The organism is Acinetobacter sp. AB03, assembly GCF_058107045.1.
Map to the genome: position 1 here is coordinate 1 of NZ_JBUEBA010000084.1, position 888 is coordinate 888.

The window sequence follows — 888 nt, forward strand, 5'->3', positions numbered from 1 at the left end:
CTATTGTATTTTCTTGCTCAGCATCCAGATCGTCCTATCAGTCGAATTACGCTCAAAAATCATTTATGTGGTGAAAATGATCGTATTGATGATCGTTCAATTGATGTATATATACGACGTATAAGACTAGTTCTAAGTAAAAATAAAATCGAAGAAATCATTAGAACTGTGAGGGGGGTTGGTTATAGTTTCAATTCCTCATTAGTCACTTATTTATTAGCTTGATATATATTTTTATTCAAAATTTAATTTTTTATTAATAACTTAAAGTCTTATTCCCTTACTATTGGATAAAAAAATACAGCAGTTTTATTGAATATATGCGGATATTCATATATAAAGATATTTTGAATTTGAGTTAATCGTAAAATGAATAATTCTAGCGTCATAAAGATTTATCATAATCCCGCTTGTGGAACTTCACGCAATACTTTGGCTTTAATCCGTAATTCGGGTGTTGAACCAATTGTTATTGAATATCTAATGACCCCACCTTCGAAAGCAGAATTAGTTGAACTTATTCGTAGTGCTGGTTTAAGTGTTAGAGAAGCAATTCGTAAAAATGTACCTCCATATTCTGATTTAGGAATAGATCAGGAAGATTGGTCTGATGAACAGCTTTTAAATTTTATGCTTCAACATCCAATTTTGATTAATCGCCCATTCGTTGTGACGGATTTAGGTACACGTTTGTGTCGTCCTTCTGAAATTGTTCTGGATATTCTCCCGTTACCTCAAAAAGGCGCGTTTAGCAAAGAAGATGGTGAAAAAATTATTGATGAAAATGGTCAAAGAATTAAATAGCACGTTCTCATCTCTTGGATGGGAACAATGTGAAGGAGACTTATATGGATCAAGTTAATTTTTTTAAATGCTTATCAGATGAAA

Annotated in this window: 2 protein-coding genes; both read left to right on the forward strand. The window is 31.9% G+C overall.

The window, feature by feature from the left end; genetic code table 11:
• Nucleotides 1–3 precede the first annotated feature (3 nt).
• The gene (locus ACY3FQ_RS18670; RefSeq protein ID WP_489774632.1) at nt 4–225 is read left to right on the forward strand and encodes a helix-turn-helix domain-containing protein; all 222 of its coding nucleotides are present in this window, start codon (nt 4–6) and stop codon (nt 223–225) included.
• A gap of 144 nt (nt 226–369) precedes the next feature.
• Nucleotides 370–804, forward strand: coding sequence for an arsenate reductase (glutaredoxin) (arsC, locus tag ACY3FQ_RS18675; RefSeq protein ID WP_131367349.1), 435 nt, complete (start codon nt 370–372; stop codon nt 802–804).
• Nucleotides 805–888 lie beyond the last annotated feature (84 nt).

What these genes read in the sequence shown, in the direction of transcription:
- arsC (WP_131367349.1), top strand. Translation starts at nt 370, where the DNA reads ATGAATAATTCTAGCGTCATAAAGATTTATCATAATCCCGCTTGTGGA.